This window comes from Streptomyces sp. NPDC047014 (assembly GCF_040644195.1).
Lineage (GTDB): Bacteria > Actinomycetota > Actinomycetes > Streptomycetales > Streptomycetaceae > Streptomyces.
The window spans coordinates 123880-139355 of record NZ_JBEYVX010000001.1 but is presented as its reverse complement, the minus strand read 5'-3'; the positions used below and the strand labels follow the sequence as shown (position 1 = coordinate 139355).

7 protein-coding genes are annotated in these 15476 nt (G+C 72.1%); all 7 read right to left on the bottom strand.

Going from position 1 to position 15476, the window contains the following annotated elements:
• Positions 1 to 5 precede the first annotated feature (5 nt).
• On the bottom strand, positions 6 to 1145 hold the full coding sequence (locus ABZ873_RS00555) for a cytochrome P450 (protein WP_360863407.1): 1140 nt from the start codon (positions 1143 to 1145) through the stop codon (positions 6 to 8).
• Positions 1146 to 1249: 104 nt separating this feature from the next.
• Entirely contained in the window at positions 1250 to 1978 is a 729-nt protein-coding gene (locus tag ABZ873_RS00550; protein ID WP_360863405.1) for a hypothetical protein, read from the bottom strand.
• Between the two features lie 42 nt (positions 1979 to 2020).
• A complete protein-coding gene (locus tag ABZ873_RS00545) occupies positions 2021 to 3889 on the bottom strand; it encodes a CocE/NonD family hydrolase (RefSeq protein ID WP_360863403.1) in 1869 nt (622 codons plus the stop codon).
• Positions 3886 to 7407 (bottom strand): amino acid adenylation domain-containing protein, encoded by a 3522-nt coding sequence (locus ABZ873_RS00540; protein WP_360863401.1) that lies wholly within the window; start codon positions 7405 to 7407, stop codon positions 3886 to 3888. Before ABZ873_RS00540 ends, ABZ873_RS00545 begins: the two co-directional genes overlap by 4 nt.
• A gap of 120 nt (positions 7408 to 7527) precedes the next feature.
• On the bottom strand, positions 7528 to 8283 hold the full coding sequence (locus tag ABZ873_RS00535; protein WP_360863399.1) for an alpha/beta fold hydrolase: 756 nt from the start codon (positions 8281 to 8283) through the stop codon (positions 7528 to 7530).
• Positions 8280 to 8492 (bottom strand): MbtH family NRPS accessory protein, encoded by a 213-nt coding sequence (locus tag ABZ873_RS00530; protein WP_360863397.1) that lies wholly within the window; start codon positions 8490 to 8492, stop codon positions 8280 to 8282. The genes ABZ873_RS00535 and ABZ873_RS00530 overlap by 4 nt, the downstream gene beginning before the upstream one ends.
• A gap of 105 nt (positions 8493 to 8597) precedes the next feature.
• The gene (locus ABZ873_RS00525; RefSeq protein WP_360863395.1) at positions 8598 to 15341 is read right to left on the bottom strand and encodes an SDR family NAD(P)-dependent oxidoreductase; all 6744 of its coding nucleotides are present in this window, start codon (positions 15339 to 15341) and stop codon (positions 8598 to 8600) included.
• Between the last annotated feature and the right edge of the window lie 135 nt (positions 15342 to 15476).

Sequence of the window (15476 nt, the reverse complement as noted above, 5' to 3'; positions counted from 1 at the left end):
GGCGGTCAGCGACGCACGCGCAGCCAGAGGTGTTCCAGCACGGTCACGCCGTAGTGCGGGCGCAGGACGGGGGGTTCGGCCAGCTCGGCCTCACCGAAGCGCTCGACGAGGCCGGTCAGCGCCGCGTCGGCCTCGAGCCTGGCCAGACCCGATCCCAGGCAGTAGTGCGCGCCGTAGCCGAACGCGAGGTGGCGGGCGGTACGCCGCTCGGTGTCCAGGGTGTCCGGCGCCGGGAACACCTCGTCGTCACGGTTGGCGACACCCAGCATGAGCAGGACCAGGTCCCCCGGCTCGATCCGGTGCCCCGCGCATTCCACGGGGGCGACGGCGACCCGGGCGACCTGCTGCACCGACGTGTCGAAGCGCAGGAGCTCGTCGATCACCGGAGTGAGGTGCTCCGTACGCGCGTCCTTCCACCGGCCGGTGTGCACGAGGGCGCGCACCGCCTTGCCGATGAAGGTCGAAGTGGTGTCGAAACCGGCGAAGACCAGCAGGCTCGCCGTGGCGGCGATGTCCGCTTCCTCGATCAGGCCCTCCTGGTGGGCGCGCTCCAGCACGTCGAGGGCGCTCCCGGCCGGTACCCGCGAGGAACGGAGGGTCTCCGCCACGACGCCCTCGATCTCCTGGAGGGCCTTCGTCCCCCGCTCGACGACCCGGGGAAGGTAGTCGGCCACCAGCAGGGCCGCGATGTCCAGGGCCCAGGCGGCGATCCGGGGGGCCACCTCCTGAGGGATCCCGATCACCCGGCACACCACCCGGGCGGCCAGCGGCTCCGACAGCCCGCCGACCACGTCGATCCGGTCCGGCACGCCGTCGAGGAGTTCACCGACGGTCCGCTCGACGAACGGCCGGAGTCCGGCCACCCGTGCGGCCGAGAACAGGGGCGCCATCAGGCCCCGCAGGAGCTGGTGGCGCGGGGCGTCGTTGAACATGAACCAGCGCCGGACGATGTCGGCGGTGCGCAGGGCGCCCTGCGTCTCCGGCTGTTCGCCGTGCAGCCGCGTCCTGCCGCGCTCCGGCCACGCCGAGGACAGCGCCGGGCTGCGCAGCAGCTCGGACACCTCGCGGAAGCCCGTGACGATCCAGACGCCCAGGTCGTCGTCCCGCCTGATCGTCCCGGTGCCCCGGAGGGCTATGTAGTCCATGCACGGATCCACCGGCATGGCTCCCTGTTCCCGCCCGTAGGGACAAGTGGGCTCCATGGTCTGCCGCCTCTGCGTGGTTTAGGGGTGGGCTGGGACTGGGCGCGTCAGCGCGTCGGCGGGGCCGGTCCGGCGAGCACGCCGGCGATCACCGCCGTGGCCTCCTCGGAGGTGAACAGCTCCACGTCGCCGGCGGGGAAGCGGTGGATCCGGGTGCTGCCGGTGTGCTCCCAGGCCGCGGCCTCGCTGAGGAGGACGTGGCCGGGTGCGTGCCGCGGGCCGCCGCCGTGGGTGCCCGCGGCCAGGGTGTAGCTCAGCCAGGCGCGCTGGTGCTCGGTGAGCGAGTCGGCGATGTCGGACGGCAGGTCCGGGGCACACCGTTCGACGACCGAGCGCAGGAAGTCACTGATCACGGCCAGTGCCTCGGCCGGACCGCGGCCGAGGATGTCCGGCACCTCTCCCGGGAGGAGGTCCTCGTCCATTCCCGTGGCGAGTTCGACGAGCAGTTCCTGGGCCTCTTCCGCCGTGGGGGCGGCCGGGTCGACCAGGACCAGGGTGGTGTCCGCCCCCATCCTCGCCGCCAGCTCGGACGCGACCGGGGCTCCGGAGCAGTAGCCCAGCACCACGGCCGGGCCCGGCCCCGGGCCCAGCCGGCGTGCCCAGTACGCCGCCTGCTCCTCGACGGTGCGCACGGTCCGCGGGATGTCCGGGTGGGTGAGCAGGTCGATGCGGTGGTAGTCGTCCCGCCAGGGCGGCGGGAGCAGCGTCGCGAAGGAGCGGGGCGGGGTCTCCTTCCCGAACTCGACCCCCACGACGCGGTACTGGTGTGCAGGCAAGGCTTTACCTTTCTGGTGCTTCGACGCGCGGGGGACGAGCGGTCAGGCCCTCGGTACGACCGGCAGGACCACCCGGGACGGGTGGCGCGCGCCGCGATGGACCGTGATGACGGGGGCGGGGGTGATCTCCTCCACCCGCGCGTTGTCCCGGTCGCAGCAGGTGATGCTGACGCGCAGCCGCCTGCCCGCCGAGAAGGCGTAGGAGGTCGGGTGCAGGTCGATGGCCAGTTCGACGGGCTCACCCGGGGGCAGCGCCGCGAGCGCGTCCCGCGTCCCGGGCTGGTAGGGCAGCCCCATCCTGTCGAAGGGCGCCGGAGCACTCCCCCGGTACGAGGCCCGCAGGACGCCCTCGGTCACGTAGTGGGTCTCCCCCCGCTCGTCCACCTCGCTGAGGTGGACGAAGAAGGCGGCGTCCGGATGGGTCGAGCTCACCCACAGATGCACGAGGGGGTGGCCCGTCACCTCCAGGTCCTCGGACAGCACCGCCGACGTGTAGGTCAGGGCCTTGCGGTCGTTCGGGGTGAGGTCGTAGTGGAACCCGCCCGCGTACCCGTCCGACCAGCGGGTGGTGCGGCCGGATGTCGTGGAGTAGTCGACCGTGTACGCGTCTCCCTCGTCCTCGGCCGGCGTCCCGGCCTCCACCAGCACTCCGTCGTTGACGGACCGGATGGTGCCGCTGGGCCCGGCGCCGAAGCACAGCTCCCGGGGGCGTGCCTCGGACGGCGGCCAGGTGTCGGCCGTCCTCCATCCGGTCGCCGCCCCGGCACCCATGGTGAAGTACCGGACCGGCGGCTCGGCCATGACCCCGTTGTCGACGCCCTTGAGCCAGTGGTCGTACCAGCGGAGGTGTTCGCGGGCCAGGTCCTCGTTCTTCCAGTTGTTGTGGCTCCACGGACCGATCACCATGCGCTGCGGGTTGTCCAGGTTGCGGAACCACAGGGTGGTGTCCCGCGCCCAGATGTCGTGCCAGCCGCCCAGGTGGCACACAGGGATGCCCGACGCGCTCACCGCGTCACGCGCGTTCGCCGGACTGACGTCCCGGTAGGGAGCCAGGCCGGTCACCGGCTCGACGCTGTCGCGGAACTCCAGCGCCGCCGCCTGGCCGAAGACGTCCGCGTTCTCCTGGTGGCCCGCCAGGTAGCCCGCCGGACCGTCCGGGCCCTCGCCGGCACCGGCGGCCCCTGCCCGGGTGTCCAGCCCCCGTACGAGGTCGCTCCAGTTGCGGGCGAAGTCGTCGCGGAAGACACCGCCCGGACGGAGGAACTCGTACAGGTCGAACATCGCCATCTGCGGCAGGATCGCCGTGAGGTGGGGCGGTGCGGTGGCCGCCGCCAGGAGCTGGTTGATCCCCGAGTAGGAGAGGCCGTACATGCCGACGCGGCCGTTCGACCAGGGCCGGGCCGCGATCCACTCGGTCACCTCGAAGGCGTCCTCCGCCTCCTCGTGGCTGAACTCGATCCGCCGGGTCCCCTCGGAGGCGCCGCTGCCGCGCGAGTCGACGACGACCACCACGTACTCGTTCCGCAGCATCTCCTTGAGCCAGGGCTGGGAGTCGAGTTTGGTGAGTACACCGCCCTCCACGGTCTCCGCGCGCCGGTACCGCTCGTGGCACCAGATCACCGGCAGGGGCTCCTCGACGACCGCGCCGCGCCGCCGGGGCCGGAACACGTCGGCGGCCAGACGGACGCCGTCGCGCATCGTGATCCGTACCGTCGAGCGCTCCCCGATGTCGGCGTCCGCCAGGAAGGCCACGATCTCGCCCTTGCGGGCGACCAGTTCGGCGCGGATCGCGTCCGTCATCACCCCGGCCGGCGCGTCGAAGCGCAGTCTTCCCTCCTCCGCCCACAGGACGATGTTCAGCGAGCGCGTCTCCAGCAGGAGGTCGACCACGCCTCGTGCGGTCGCCGTCACAGCTCGCCCACCTCGCGCTCGCCGCCGGTGTCGACGGCCGCCACCTGGGACCCGAGCGCCCAGCGCAGGGATTCGAGGTAGGCGGCGAGACCGGCGACCGTCGGGCTGTCGACGACGGCACGCACCGGGATGTCGAGGGCGAGCTCCTTGCGGAGGGCGTTGACGACGGAGAGCAGGGAGAAGGAATCGCCCCCGATCTCGAAGAAGTCGGCTTCGACGCCGCGGACGTCCTGTCGCAGGACCTCCGTCCACACCTCCGCGACCAGGTGCTCCATCGCGGTGGACGGCGGCACGGCCGCGGGTCGCGCCGGGGCCGGTGCCGCGGCGGGCCGCGGCAGCCGGGAGCGGTCGACCTTGCCCGTCGCCGAGGCGGGTATCGACTCCAGCGGGACGAGGACCGAGGGCTGCATGACGATGGGCAGCTTCGGAGCCATGTGGGCGCGCACCGAAGCCTCGTCGAAGCGCGCTCCGGGGGCGGACTCCAGATAGGCGACGAGACGCTGGTCGGGCTCCAGTACGACGACCGCGTTCGCGACATCGGGATGGGCACGCAGCACCGACTCGATCTCCTCCAGCTCGACGCGCACACCGCGGATCTTCACCTGGCTGTCGACGCGTCCGAGGAACTCCATCTCCCCGTTCGGCAGCCACCTCACGAGGTCGCCGGTGCGGTACAGCCGGCGCCCGGGGGCCGCTGGGTCGGCGGTGAAGCGCTCCGCGGTCAGGCCGGGCAGGTTGCGGTATCCCCGTGCCACCCCGTCACCGCCGATCCACAGCTCACCCGGGACGCCGATCGGCTGGGGGTTCTCCCAGCGGTCCACCACCGCGCAGGTGGCGTTGGCGATCAGCTCGCCGAGGGGCATGGAGGTGCGCTCCAGGGGCTCGTAGCCCATGCGGCCGACCAGCGCGGCGCCGGCCGTCTCCGTCGGTCCGTACTCGTTCCAGATCTCGCAGTCCCCGGACACCACCTTCCGGGTCCGCGCGACCAGTTCGGCGTCCAGGTTCTCGCCGCCCATGGACACGTGCCGCAGGGAGGGCATCGCTATGCCGGTGTCCGCGATGCCGCGCATCTGGGTCGGGGTCAGGTAGAGCATGTTGATCGCGCGCTCGTCGATGAACCGCGCGGTGGCGGCCGGGTCGGCCCGCAGCTCGCCGGGCAGCATGACGAGGCACGCGCCGCTCGTCAGGGCGTGGAACATCTGCTCGACCGACCAGTCGAAGTGGTAGAAGAGGTTGTGCACCACGCGGACGCCCGGGCCGATCGGCCGGATGTCCTGCGCCCACTGGATCCACGGCGTGATCGCCCGGTGCGGAAGGCCGACGCCCTTGGGCCGGCCGGTGGTGCCGGAGGTGTACATGAGGTAGACGAGCTGCGCGGAGTCGACCTCGACGGGGGGCTGCCGGCGCGCGTCCGGCACGGTCCCGTGCGGCGCGGGCGCCTTCGCGTCCACGGTCGCCACCTCCACAGCGGCGACGACCTCGGCCGGCAGCTGGTCCCGCAGCATGGGAGTGGCGAACAGGACCTTCATACCGCTGTCGGCCACGACGTACGCCATGCGGTCGGCCGGGGCGATGGGGTCGAGCGGTACGTAGCCGGCCCCCGCCTTGATGATGCCGAGGATGCCGACCATCAGTTCCAGGGAGGGCTCCGCGCACAGTCCGACGAGGTCGTCGGTGCCGATGCCACGGTCCGCGAGCCCGGCCGCCAGCCGGTCGGCGAGGGCGTCCAGCTCCCGGTAGGTCAGCACGTCCGTACCGCTCTCCACGGCCGGCTCGTCGGGCGTCCTGCGCGCCTGCTCCTCGAAGAGGCGGTGCAGGAACAGGTCGGTGGCGTAGGGGCCGTGGGCCGATGCCGACCACTTCGCGATCCGGCGCCGCTCCTCCTCCGGCAGCACGGTGAGCTCCGAGACCCGCTTCCCGGGGTCCGCCACGGCGTCGGCGGCCAGGACGCCCAGGTGGTCCAGGATGCGCCAGGCCGTGTCCTCGACGAAGAGGTCGCTGTCGTACTCCAGGGACACCCGGTAGGTGAACTCGGTCTCCGTCACGGCGAACACCAGGTCGAACTTGACCGCTTCGAGGCCGAGGTCCACGTCGCTCACCGTGATACCGGGCAGGTCCGGGGCCGGGATCTCGTGCTGGAAGGCCAGCATCACCCGGAACAGGCCCTGGCGGGCGGACCGGTCCACGGTGACGGCGTTGACCACCCGCTCGTACGGCACGTCCTGGTGGGCGTACGCGGCCAGGGCCGTCTCACGCACCCGGTGGAGGAGCTCCGTCAGAGTCGGGTCACCGGACAGGTCACTGCGGATCGCGAGCGTGTTCAGGAAGCATCCGAGCATCCCTTCCAGCTCGGGCAGATCGCGGTTGGCGCTCGGTGTGCCGATCACGATGTCGCTCTGGCCGCTGTACCGGTGCATCAGGACGTTGAGCAGCGCGAGCAGGGTCATGAAGGGGGTGCTGTCGTGTTCCCTGGACAGCTCCCGCAGGCGGCGCGAGACCGCCCGGGGCAGCTCGACCGTCACCGAGGCGCCCCGTCCTGAGGAGGTGTCCCGGTAGGGCCTGTCGGTGGGCAGGTCGAGGACCGGCAGCGGTGCCCGCAGCTGCTGCTTCCAGTACTCCAGCTGGTCGTCCACCGCGGCGTCGCCGATGGTGCGGCGCTGCCACGCGGCGTAGTCCGCGTACTGCACCGGCGGCTGCCCCGGCCCGGCTGACGGGTCGCCCTTCCGCGCGTACAGACTGAGCAGCTCGGAGACGGCGAGCTCGAAGGAGCGGACGTCCGTGATGATGTGGTGCAGGTTGATCAGGAGGACGTGCCAGTCCTCCTCCAGCCGGTAGAGCTCCACCCGGAGCAGGGGACCGCGCTCGATGTCGAAGGGATGCCGGGCGGACGCGGCCAGCCGGTCCAGCAGGATCTGCTCACGCCGGTCCGCCGGCTCCGCGCTCAGGTCGACGGTGTGCAGGGCCACGTCCGCGTCCGGTGCCACGACCTGCTGCGGGACGCCGTCCACGGCGCGGATGGTGGTACGGAAGACCTCGTGCCGCTGCACCAGCGCCCGGACGGCCCCTGCCAGGGCCGCCACGTCGAGCGGTCCCTCGATCTCGATGGCCGAGGGGATGCTGTACCGGGAGCTGGGCCCCTGGATGTGCTCCTCCACCCACATCCGCTGCTGCACGAAGGATGTCGGGGCGTGGAACACCCCGTCGGCCCGCTGCTCCAGGGGCTCGACGGTGGGCGCGGCGGCGGAGGCCGGCGTCCCGAGGGCCTCGACGGCCGCGGCGAGTTCACCCACGGTCTGGTGCTCGAAGAGGACGGAGAGGGGGATCTGGACGCCGAGCTCCTCACGGAGCCTGCTGATCACCCGGGCTCCCTGGAGCGAGTTCCCGCCCAGTGCGAAGAAGTTGGCGTCCGGCTCCGGGGTCCCGGTCCGCAGGACAGCGGCCCACGTCGCCGAGACGACATCCACCACGGAGGCGCCTGGCCGGCCGTCGTTCGGTTCGGGCCCGGTCTGCAGAGTCATGTCGTTCCACCAAGTTCCATCAGTCAGGAAGGCACGGAAAGCCGCATGGCGAGGAATCGCCAGGGCGATGCGCGAATGCGGGGACGGGCGGCCCGCGGATCTTCCGCGGGCCCCGTGGCGTCAGCCGACGCGCGCGGCGGCGGCCCGGGCGAGCCTCTCGGCCACCGCGGCGACCACGGCCTCGCGGGCCGAGTTCACGAAGAAGTGGCCCCCCGGGAACATGCGCAGGTCGAACCGGTTGTCCGTCAGTTCGCCCCACCGCTCCAGAACCGAGGGGGCGGCATTGTCCTCGGTACCGCCGAACGCGGTGACCGGACAGCCGAGCGGCGCGCCGCCGGTGAACGTGTGGGTCTCGATGACGGCGAGGTCCGCACGGACCACGGGAAGCAGCAGAGCCATCAGCTCGCGGTCCGCCAGTACGGCTTCGGGGGTGGCCCGCCAGCCGCGGAGCAGCTCGACGAGTTCGGCGTCGGACCGCTGGTGCAGCGGCGGATCCGCCGCCTCCATCGCCTGGGGAGGCACCCGGCCCGATACGAGGAGCCACTCCGGCGATCCTGATTCCAGGCGGCCCAGGGTGCGCGCCAGCTCCAGCGCGACGACCGCTCCCATGCTGTGCCCGAAGAAGGCGAACGGGCGGTCGAGCCGGGGGATGATCGCCGGTACCAGCGCGTTGAGGACGTCGCTCATGCGCTGGAAGGGAGGCGTGCCGATGCGGTCCTCACGGCCGGGCAGCTGGATCGCCCACGGCTCGACCTCGTCCGGAAGCGAGGCGGCCCATCCGCGGAACACCGAGATGCCACCGCCGGCGTAGGGGAAGCAGAACAGCCTCTGGGTCGCGTGGGGGCGGCTGACGAGCGGCCTGACCAGCTCGCTCACGAGGCCGTCCCTCCGGCCATGCGCCGCCGCAGGGTGAGGGGCCGCAGGTCGGTCCATGTCTCGTCCACGTAGGCGAGGCAGTCGCCCTTCCCGCCCCGTTTGCCGACTTCCCGCCAGCCCTCGGGCAGTGCCAGGGCCGTCCGCCAGATCGAGTACTGCTCCTCGGCGTTCACCAGCACGGTGTACTCGCCCTCGTTGTGCTCGTCCATCTGTCATTTCCTCCTGGACCGACCCGGGTCCACCGGGCGTCGAACTCTTGTCTGCACACGCGATGTGCCGCGCGGGGCCCGCGCGGGGCTGCCGGGTACCGCTCCTCAGCGGCGCGGGCGCGACGCTCGCAGGCCGCCCGGCCTGCGGCCCCCCGCGGATGTCGTCCGTGTCGCCTTCCGTGCCTCCCGCAGCGGTTCGCCGAGGGATTCCAGACTCACCCGCGCATCGCGCACGGCCTGGCCCAGGGCTGCGAGGAAGGTGGCCCGGATGTCGACGATCTCGCTCTTCGACAGGCGGCCCGCGTTGTAGTTGAAGCGCAGGCTGAGAGCGTCCCCGTCCGGCTTCCCGTACAGGCAGACGTCGAGCTGCGAGGTCTGGTAGGCGGGCGGCAGGAAGTCGGTGAACTGGAACGCGGTGGAGAACACCGGGTTCTGACCCGGCCGCGCCGGGGCCTCGAGCCGCTCCAGGAGGCGGGTGAAGGGGTACCGGCTGTTCGCGTACGAGGCCACGCTCTTGCGCTGGGCCCGCCGGACCACGTCACCGAAGGAGTCGGAGGCGGTCAGCCCGATGCGGACGGACAGCGGGTTCACGAACGCGCCGACCATCCCCTCCATCTCCTTGGTGTCCCTGCCCGAGAACGGGACGCACATCACGATGTCCTCATCGGAACCGATGTCGTGCAGCGCGACCACGAATGCGCTGAGGAGCACCACGTGGACGGTCGCGTCGAGCCCCCTGGCCAGCTCGGCCACAGCCGTCGCCAGGTCCGGGCCGATCTCGAAGTCCAGCGTGTCGTTGACGACCTCCACCGCGTGCGCTTCGTGGTCCCCGATCCTCAACCGGGGCAGGGGCCCCTTGAGTTCGTCGGTCCAGTAGGTCTCCATCGCCGCGCTCTCCGGGCCCGAGAGCCACTTCTGGCGGTCCCGGACGAAGTCGCCGAACGACAGCGTCAGCGGCTCCAGTTCGGGCGTCCGCCGCTCCACCCGGGCGCGGTAGGCCACCAGCAGCTCACGGAGCAGGTTCCCCATGCTGGTCCCGTCGGCCACGATGTGGTGCACGTTCAGGTAGGCGCAGTAGTGGTCCTCCGCCAGCTTGTAGAGCTTCGCCCGCACGGGCGGCACCGAGAGGTCGTCGAAGGGGACCGCGTTGTCGGCGTGGATGAGGCGCGCGCTCTCCTCCTCCGGCTCTTCCGCTCCGGTCACGTCCACCAGGGGCACGTCGAGGTCGTGCCGGGACAGCACCCGCTGGCGCGGACCGTGCTCGGTGTCCTGGAGGGACAGGCGCAGGGCGTCATGACGCCCGACCAGGAACCCGACGGCCTCGCGGAAGGCGGTGACGTCCACCGCCTCGCGGACGTGGTGCCACACCGGCAGGTTCAACTCGGCCCGGCCTTCGCCGAGCTGGTGCTGCAGCCACATGCCCTGCTGGCCGTTCCACAGCTCGAACCATGTCTCGTCAGCGGGGTCCTGTCCCGTCGGGGCCACGTCCGCGGAGCCCTCCGCCGGTTCCTCCCCGACGGCCGCCTCCTCCGGAGCCAGGTACGCGGCGAGATCCGCGACGGTCAGGTGGGCGAACAGGTCGGCGATCGTCAGTTTGACGCCGAGCGCCTTCTGCAGGCTGTTGGCCAAACGCAGGGCGAGCAGCGAGTCCCCACCCAGGTCGAACAGGCTCGCGAAGACATTGATGTCGGAGATGCCGAACTCGGCCGCCCACAGGCCGGCCAGGGTGCGTTCGAGCTCGGTGTACTCACCGTCCGCGCGCCCCGTGAGCCGCACGGACACCGTGCCGGGCGGCGGGGGCACGGCGGGACCGGCGGCCGCGGAGCGGGCGGACACCGCCCGCTGGATGGACTCGGCGAGCCGCAGGGGCGCCGTCGCCATCCGTGCGCGCAGTGCCGCCGGGTCCAGGGAACCCAGCATGGCGTAGTTGATCTCGCCGACGATCACCTGCGTGGCCGGTCCCCGGAGGACCGCCTCGTAGCTGGCGATGCCCTCCTCGATCCCGACGGACCGGAAGAACCCCTGGTCCTGCCGGACGCCGTGGTCCGCGGCCATGCCGGTGCCGATCCAGTCGGTCCAGTTCACCGTGAAGGTGCGCAGGCCCTCCTTGTTCCGCCAGGCGGCGAATCCGTCGAGATACTGGTTGGCCGCGGTGTAGTCGCTCTGGCCGGCGGAACCGAACAGCGCCGTGGTGGAGCTGAACAGCACCATCACGGGCCGGTCGGCGAGGGTCGCCTCGTGGAGCGCCACCGCACCGTCCGCCTTGGGGGCGAGGGTGGCGCGGAAGGTCTGTGCCGGTTTGCGCAGGAGGAAGCCGTCGCCCGCGGTTCCCGCCGCGTGGACCACGTGGGTGACGGCGCCGATCTCGGCCCTGACGGCCGCGACGACACGCGCCATGTCCCGCGCGTCGGCGACATCGCCCTGGAGGCACACGACGCGGGTGCCCCTCGCTTCCATCTCCTGGATCAGGGCGATCCGGGCGGCGCTGCGGCCTCCCTCACTCAGGACCTCGTCCCACGCGGCCCGCGCGGGCATCGCGCTCCTGCCGACCAGCGCGATTCCCGCCCCCGGCCGCCGCAGGCTGATCGACCGGGCCACTTCCAGCCCGAGACCGCCCATGCCTCCGGTGATCAGGTGCACCTCGCCGGCGGACGTCTCGTGCTCCGGGGTGGCCTCGGCCAGATCCACGGCATCCAGTTCCGCGGCGTAGCGGTCCGTCCCCCGGAGGGCGATCTGGCCGAGGGGGTCGGAGCAGAGGATCTCCTCGGCCCAGGCCGCGGGTGCCAGGTCGTCACCGACGTCCACGCACCGGCAGCTGATCTCCTGGTGCTCCTGGCCGATGACCTTGGCCAGTCCGAAGAGCGCGGAGTGGGCGGGGACAAGACGGGTCTCGTCCCCGGTGACGTGGTGCACGTTCTGGGCGACGACCGTGATCCGGTGGGGACCGGTGCCCGCCCCGGCCAGGGCACGGGCGAGTTCGAGCAACCCCATGACGCCCTCGTCGAGCAGCCTCTCCTGCCCCCGTGTGCCGTCGTCCTCCGCCATGTCCCCGGCCACGTAGACGATCTCCGGCGGAAGGGGATCCGGCCAGGAAGCCCAGTCCGTGGCCGCGGGGGCCGTCCCGACGGTGACGCCGGCCGCGCGCAGCCCCGCCGCCGTCGCTTCGAGCAGCGGCGATCCCGCACCGACGACCAGCGCCGTGCGGACATCGCGGCGTCCCTCCCGCTCGCGGTCCGCACGTACCCAGTTCAGCGTGTGGTGCACGACCGAACCCCGGGCACTGTCGATGGTCCGTCGCGGGCTGTTGACCCGCTTCGCGGTGAACCCCTTGATCTCCAGGACGACGGCACCGGCGGGGTCGTGGACCGTCACGTCGACCTTGCGGATCTCGCCGCTCTGCTGGAAGCGCGGGTCCGGTTCGATCACGCTGACGCACGTGGCCGGCATCGGGGCGTGCACCACCAGCCGGTCGTAGGCCAGGGGCAGGTAGAAGTCCCCGTTCGTCTCGCGCTGCTCGTCCTCCCCGTCGAACATGGCCCACCGGTGGAATCCGGTGGCCAGGTCCAGCAGCGCGGGATGCAGCACGTAGTCGGCCGTCTCCTCCCGGAAGCGGGTGGGCAGCGCCATCGTTCCCAGGGCGCACCGGACCCCCACGTCGACCGTGCGCAGGCTCTCCTGCCAGCGGCTGCCGAACTCCATCACGCGGTGTCCGGCCTGCAGGGAGGCGCCGTCCATGGTGGCGAGCCCGCAACGGGCGGCGGACTCCGCGGGATCCGTTCCCGCGGGCGCCTGCTGCGGGTCCGCGGCCACTCGGCCCCGTACGTGCAGGGTCCACTGCCGGCCCACGGCCGCATCGGGGTCGTGGCTCACGACCCGGAACTCGGCTCCGCCCTCCTCACCGGCCCGGACGATCGTGTGCGCCACGCGCGGCCGGTCCGCCGTCACCAGGAGCGGGACCTGGAACTCGACCTCGCTGACCACCGTCACCGGCGAGCCGAAGAGCGCCGATCCCGCCGCGCGGGCCATCTCCAGATAGGTCGTGCCCGGGACGATGGCCTCCGCGAGCATCCGGTGCTCGCTGAGCACCCAGTGCCGTTCGAGGTCGAACTCGGTGCGGAACACGACCTCGTCGACCGTGTGGAGCAGCAGTTCGTCCAGCAGGGCATGGGGTGCGGGACCGGCCGGGGCGGCCGGCGCCGAGGCGGGCGCGGGGTCGAGCCAGTACCGGCGGCGTTCGAAGGGGTAGGTGGGCAGGGCCACCCGCCCGGGGTTCTCCTCGCGGTGGTACGCGGACCAGTCCGGGTCCACGCCGCCCTGCCACAGCAGTCCGAGGGCCCGCTGTACGGATGCCAGCTGCCCGCGGACGTCACGGGCGTGCGGCAGGGATCCGACGACCACGCGCGCCTCGCCCTCGGCGAGCTGGCGCGTGACGAGGCTGCGCAGCGTCTGGCCGGGGCCGACCTCGAGGAACACCAGGCGGTCGTCGGCCGCCAGGGTCTCGATCCCCTGGGCGAACTCGACGGTGGACAGTACGTGGGCCCCCCAGTAGGCGGGGTCGGTCGCCTCCTCGTCGGTGATCCAGTCCCCGGAGACGTTGGAGACGAAGGGGAGGTGCGGGGCGGTCAGGGAGACCTCCGCCACCGCCTTGACGAACTCCTCGACCATGGGCGCCATCAGCGGGGTGTGGAAGGCGTGCGAGGTCGCCACGGGCCGCGCGCCGATCCCGTCGGCCGTCAGGGCGGCGGCGAATTCCGCCACCGGGCCGGCCGCTCCCGCGACCACGCAGTCGGCCGGTCCGTTGTGCGCGGCCAGGGTCAGTCCTTCGGGCAGTCGTGCCTCGACGGTGCTCCGCGCGGCCGAGACGCTCAGCATGGCTCCGGGGGCCTGCTCCTGCATCAGCCTGCCCCGCAGGGCGACCAGCCGGAGGGCGTCCCCGAGGGTGAAGACCCCCGCCAGGCAGGCGGCGACGTACTCGCCGAGACTGTGCCCGGCCATCGCGGTCGGGCTCACGCCCCACGAGGACCACAGCACGGCCAGCGCGTACTCGACCGTGAAGAGGGCGGGCTGGGCGAACGCGGTCCTGGTCAGGAGCTCGGCGGCATCCGCGTCGTCCGGCGGGCAGAGCAGCAGGTCCCGTACGTCCATGCCGAGCGCGTCGCGCAGCCCTTCCGCGCAGCGGTCCACCGCCGCCCGGAACTCCGGTTCCCGCTCGTAGAGTTCGCGGGCCATCCCCGGATGCTGGGACCCCTGGCCGGTGAACAGCATCGCCACCCGCGCGGAGCCTCGGTGCGCCGTCCCGGTCGCCAGCGCGGCGGGGTCACGGTCCTCCAGCGCCCGGGCCGCCTCCTGCGGGGACGAGGCGACGACGGTCCGGCGGTGCCTGAACTCCTCGCGCCCCCGCGCCAGGGTGAAGGCCACGTCGACGAGCGCCTGAGGCTCCCGGCGCAGGTGCTCCGCCAGGCGGTCCGTCACCCGTTCCAGCGCCTCGGGTGTACGGGCCGAGAGCACGAGGAGCTGCGAGGGGCGCGCCGGCTCGGTGACCGGTCGCTCCGGTGCCTCCTCCAGCACCAGGTGGGCGTTGGTGCCGCCGAACCCGAACGCGCTCACGCCCGCCCTGCGCGGTCCGTCGGGCGACTCCCACAGGGTCAGGTCGCGCTGGACGTGGAACGGCGACCGGTCGAAGTCGATCTGCGGGTTGGGCCGGTCGAAGTGCAGGGTCGGGGGGAGCATGCCGTGCCGCAGCGACAGCGTGGTCTTGAGGAGGCCCGCCATGCCCGAGGCCGCGTCCAGGTGGCCGACGTTGGACTTGACGGAGCCGATGGCGCAGTAGCCCGTACGCTCGGTGCTCTGGAAGAACGCCCTGGTCAGTGCCTCGATCTCGATGGAGTCGCCGATCTGCGTACCGCTGCCGTGCGCCTCCACGTAGCTGATGCTGTCGGCCTCGACGCCCGCGACGTCCAGTGCCTCCAGCACGACGGAGGACTGACCCGCCACGGCCGGTGCGGAGAAACTCGCCTTCGTGGCGCCGTCGTTGTTGACCGCCGTGCCCTTGATCACGGCGTGGACCGTGTCGTTGTCGGCCAGCGCGTCGGCGAGCCGCTTGAGGAGGACGACGCCCACGCCGTTGTTGAAGACCGTGCCGCGGCTGTCGGCGTCGAAGGGACGGCAGTGCCCGTCCGGCGACATGATGCCGCTCTCCTGGAACCGATACCCCTTCTGCGGGCTGACCTTGAACGCCACTCCGCCCGCGAGCGCCATACCCGATTCGTGGTTGAGCAGGCTCTGGCAGGCGAGGTGGACCGCGACCAGTGAGCTGGAACAGGCGGTGTGCACGGGGATGCTCGGCCCCTGGAGGTCGAGCTTGTAGGAGACACGGGTGGTCAGGAAGCCCAGCTCGTTGCCCAGTCCTACGTTGGAGGCACCGATCGCGGCGCCGTCCGCGAGGTTGGCGAAGACATGGGGCAGGTAGGCGCTGGTGCCGGCCCCGCCGAAGACGCCGACGGTGGTGTCGATCCGGCGCGGGCTGTACCCGGCGTTCTCCAGGGCCTCCCACGCCGTCTCGAGGAAGACCCGGTGCTGCGGGTCCATGATGGTGGCCTCGCGCGGCGTGTAGCCGAAGAACTCGGCGTCGAAGAGGTCGATCCCCTCGGTGCGGGCGCCGGCTTTGACGTAGTCCGCCTGGGAGAACTCCTCGACGGGGACACCGGCGGAGATCAGTTCGTCGTCGTCGAAGAAGCTGATGGACTCCACGCCGTTGCGCAGGTTGTGCCAGAACCGGTCCAGGTCGGGGGCACCGGGGAAGCGTCCGGCGACACCGATGATGGCCACGTCGCAGCCGAATTCCTGCATCGCGCTAGCGTCTTCCACCGGCTTGCCCAATCTGTCGCAGGACCACGCTGCTTCGCGACGCCGCACCACGAGTGCAAGGCGGCAGCGGCGGCTCCCACTCAGGGGCGGCCGCGAGGAGCCGTCGGCCGAGCGCGG